This is a genomic window from Dyadobacter sp. BHUBP1, from assembly GCF_050587785.1.
Classification (GTDB): domain Bacteria; phylum Bacteroidota; class Bacteroidia; order Cytophagales; family Spirosomataceae; genus Dyadobacter.
In genome coordinates this window covers 1-4,259 of record NZ_JBOBIH010000023.1, presented here as the reverse complement: position 1 = coordinate 4,259, position 4,259 = coordinate 1, and the positions used below count along the sequence as shown (strand labels likewise).

At 41.6% G+C, this 4,259-nt stretch carries 4 protein-coding genes; 2 read left to right on the top strand and 2 right to left on the bottom strand.

Going from position 1 to position 4,259, the window contains the following annotated elements; translation table 11 throughout:
• Together ACQ4MZ_RS31385 and ACQ4MZ_RS31380 are read left to right on the top strand one after the other, a co-directional pair.
• The coding region (locus ACQ4MZ_RS31385) for an RHS repeat domain-containing protein (protein WP_430852008.1) at positions 1-2,392 on the top strand (2,392 nt) is incomplete at its 5' end.
• Complete coding sequence (locus tag ACQ4MZ_RS31380; RefSeq protein ID WP_430852007.1) at positions 2,379-3,083, top strand: hypothetical protein; 705 nt, start codon at positions 2,379-2,381, stop codon at positions 3,081-3,083. The genes ACQ4MZ_RS31385 and ACQ4MZ_RS31380, both read left to right, overlap by 14 nt.
• Positions 3,084-3,814: 731 nt before the next feature.
• On the opposite strand, the gene ACQ4MZ_RS31375 is transcribed toward ACQ4MZ_RS31380, so the two are convergent.
• The gene (locus tag ACQ4MZ_RS31375) at positions 3,815-3,955 is read right to left on the bottom strand and encodes a hypothetical protein (protein ID WP_430852006.1); all 141 of its coding nucleotides are present in this window, start codon (positions 3,953-3,955) and stop codon (positions 3,815-3,817) included.
• A gap of 99 nt (positions 3,956-4,054) precedes the next feature.
• Positions 4,055-4,259 (bottom strand): integrase core domain-containing protein (locus ACQ4MZ_RS31370; RefSeq protein WP_430852005.1); only part of this gene is annotated, 205 nt, incomplete at its 5' end.

The following is a 4,259-nucleotide window of genomic DNA, read 5'->3' as shown; positions in this document are numbered from 1 at the left end:
ACTGATGGACAGCAAATATGTTCCAGGTGGCGGTACGACAACAATGACCTACGACAGCCGGGACCGTTTAATCGAAAGCAAGGATGGTAATAACAAAATTACCTACTTTAAATATGACGATCTGAACCGGGTGATCGAAACAGGCGAGAAAGTAGGTACCGAATACCGGGCATTTGCTAAAACGCACTATGACAATTATTCACCTCCTTTTGGGGCAGCTCAAGCATTTGTAGGCAATTATGGTAATGGCTACCCGTCCACTTACCGGTCGGACGTCAAGGGAAAGGTAACCGTAACGGCAACACGCATATTGAATCCGGACGGCACGTACAGTGACCAGACTAGCGGATGGTATTACATCACCAACTATTACGATGATCGTTTTAACTTGATCCAAACAATCAGAGGGCTTTTTGACCTTGGCGGAGACAATCAGAATTATGAACATGTGGTAAGACAACTCCGTTTCGACGGCCGTGTGGAAAAGGAGCTTATCCTGCAAAAGGTGAGTACGGGTGAGCATACAGTTGAAAAACAGTACGAGTACGATCACAGCGACCGATTGTTGAGCATCCGCTACATTGTAAAAAGAGACGGTACTGAGAAGAAGAACATTGTAGTAGCTGCTAGTCGATACAATGGCCTCGGACAGTTGAAGAAGAAGTTTTTGAACTCGACAGATGCTAGCACGTTTCGGGAGCAATTAGATTACAGCTATATTCCAAGAGGCTGGATGAGCAAAGTAACGGGCAAGACCAGCGCCGGGGAGAATTTTGGCGTGGAACTTAAATATGCTAACGCAACAGTCCCGCAATACAATGGCAATATTGGCGACATGCTCTGGAAGCGCGGCGGCGCCTGGGTAGGTTACAAATTTACTTATGACGAAGCAAACCGTTTGACAAAAGGAGAGGGGTTAAACAACGATTACAGCGAAACGGTTTCATCGTATGACTTGAATGGAAATATCAAGGCGTTGCAGCGCAAAAATGGTGCTGCAATCTGGGATAACCTTAGCTATGATTATGTTAACGGCAACCGCCTGAACAAAGTAACCGATACTGGCACGACTGAAGGTTTTAGCAACGGGTCTTCTGGTGATGGCGTGGATTACGACTACGATGGTAACGGAAATGCCATTCGAGACCAAAACCGAGGCATCGGAAACGGGGGCATACGATATAACATTCTGAATCTGATCAGAGAAGTGGATGTCAACGGCCTCACGATGAAGTACCACTACGATGCAGCCGGAACGAAGCTCCGCATGCAGCGAGGAACTGACAACACCAAATACGCCGGAATCTTTGAGTATAATGGTAGTAATTACATCAGCCGTATTGCGACAGAAGAAGGCCAGATCAATATCGCCAATAACGGTGCTAGTGCCAGCGATTATTCATTTGAATACTACCTGAAAGACCATTTAGGGAACGTCCGACAGGTAATTAACGAGTCGGGTATGCTTTTGCAGGAGATGGAATATTTTCCTTTTGGGTTGGCGATTCCTCGTACGGTAGGCACGAATAAGTATCTTTACAATGGGAAGGAGAAGCAGCCTGAAACAGGTCTCTTTGACTATGGCGCTCGACAATATGATCCAGCTATTGGAAGGTGGATGGTGATTGATCCGATGGCGGAGTTAGATCGGAAAGCTAGTTCTTATACATATGTTTTTAACAACCCATTACGGTTTATTGACCCTGATGGTATGTTTGGGGATTATTATGATGCAAATGGAAAATATTTGGGAAATGATGGTATTGACGACAATAAGGTTTACGTTGCGGACTCCAAAAATGAGCGGGGAGGTTTCGACAATGCACAGGAGCTTTCAGTTACTCATAGCGAATTTACAATCTCAGCAAACGTTGTGAAGCACGAATCTTCCGGAGACAAGGATGAGAGTCTTTGGATTGCCCATGCAGCGAATAATGCAAAGGACAATAATGCGATCGACTACAAAAAGAAGAATGAAACATTAAACGACCAATTGACAGATAAAAGTTATTCAACTACTCCTGCTAGTGCGAGAACACAGTTGAGTGATAAGGATGACAGTAATGCGGCTAATAATGCCAGAGCTGCCGTTATTAGTGTATTGTCCGGAAAAGCAGATCCAACCGGTGGAGCAGTGCTCTGGGACGGTTCTGATTTTTTAAAGAAGGGTGGGGCGCATAATAAATTCAAAGAGTATTCAACAGTTACGATTGGTGGCGATGCACTTCAAAAGTATTCGGCTGCGTATAAACGTAGCACCGCTTCGCCAGACTTTTGTGATGCTCTTGCCAACAAATCTTCGTTCGTGTCGACAGGAAAAGGGAAATATTATTCCTTAGAATCAACTGGTGCTGCCGGGAAATCAATATTTTGGAAAATTGGAAAAAAATGACATGATAAAAATTGCTATTTTGATATCTGCTCTGCTCCTAATAAAATTGGGTGGCTATGAAAGCCAGATAAAGACAGATGATCTCCGTTTAGATACACTTTATCATCCGGATTTTGGAGCTTCTGTCGTCGATCGTCAGTGTGTGCGATTTGTGGATGGGTATAAATTAAAATTTGGAATTTTAATTTCAAATTATTATACAATAATGGACAGTTTGAGATTGAATTTGAATGACGATGGACTTGTCGATAATGTGCTAGTATTGTCTCCAAAATCACTTGATGCTATCGAAACGCCATGCAGATTTTCGTTTGACACAAACCCCAAACGAATACTGGTAGAGGTAATAAATGACGGTAATGGAGCGGCGAAAATTAGGGGGGTATACTATAATGTTTTATCGGATACCGGTGGTGTTCTTTCTCATTTTAGTGGGATTTTTCATACCAACAATGGATTTAAGATTGTGCATGAAGCTGGCGCAAATTACTCATGGAGTTATTCTACCGAATTCTCGGTTACAAAAAAACGTCTTGGATTAAAACAAATCTCTAAAATTTGCGCCTTTGGGGATAAAGCAGATAGTTTAAATTATCAATATGATAATATTGATTTAGGCAAAGTGAACATTCCAGACACTTTGGCTAACCAATGTAACTGCGACATCCTCTGGTCAAAATTGGATAAATAATGTGAGGACTTAGCACTCGGGATTCGTTCCTTAGGTGGTTTTTATCGGTTCGGATAGGAAACTATGGAGATTTATCAAATGGGACAGGAAAATTGTTTGAAATTATTGAAGATCTAACTAATGGAACTGGTCTAAAATGGTAACGATCTTAAAAAAATGGATGAGTTAGATAAGATTGATAATTTTATTTACCAAGTCCTTATAGATTTGTTATTTGATATGGTCCCTGAATATCGGGTTGTCTTAAAATTTGAAAATAATTTTCCTGGTGGGATATATTTTCATATGAGTGAATTTGCTTCATTTTTAAGTGGTGAAATAGAAAAAAAATCCTACGAGTACCATTGTAAATAATTCGTTTGCTTTCATAAATAAAGTTGGCGAAAGTAATAACTTGGAGGTTTTAAATATATTAAAAGTTGGAATTCTGGAAATATTGTACACGAGTAAAAATGTGGATAGAAAACTGGTGTCTGACGTTCTAAGCGAAAAACTTCAAAGATATTTTCTCGAGTTTTCGAGAAGTTATTATTGACAAAGTCTTTATTACATAGTTATTTGGGGCCCTTTTTTTATCGCCTTCGATGTCATTTGCTCAATGTACATTAAAGTAAAATGGTGCACTAAGAGGTGTTTTTGGGAAAATCAGGCAGGCTAGTTGCCTAAAATACAAGGCCCTGACAAGCTACATCAAATGCTTGTCAGGGCCTTGTGTTATCCGTCCGGGGAGATTATTGGGCGTATGCCTGCTTGGTTTTAAAATCACGGATGACCCTATCCAGGAAAGTATTGACGACAGAACGCGTCTCGCCTGTCAGCTCCTGGATCACTTCAAACTTACGCAGCAATTCCATGTCTTTTACCGGTGCCACATCGTCTGTCCGGCTTACGGCAATGCTTATTTCTTGGGGTACAGATTGAATGTAAAAAGGTTACCGTGTGGCCTTACCTTAAATAGGACAATGAGGATATTAGACTTTTTTGTTTTCCATTGTCTTCGCGAATACGGCCGGTGCCATCCCGGCAAGGGCTTGATGCGGGTGTAGCCGATTGTAATTATCCATCCATTCGTCCGATAAAATACGAACCGCAGCGGCGGCCGCTTGTTCAAGCGATTCAAACAAATATGCGTCTAATACTGCTTCTCGATACAGTCGGTTAAATCTTTCGATATAG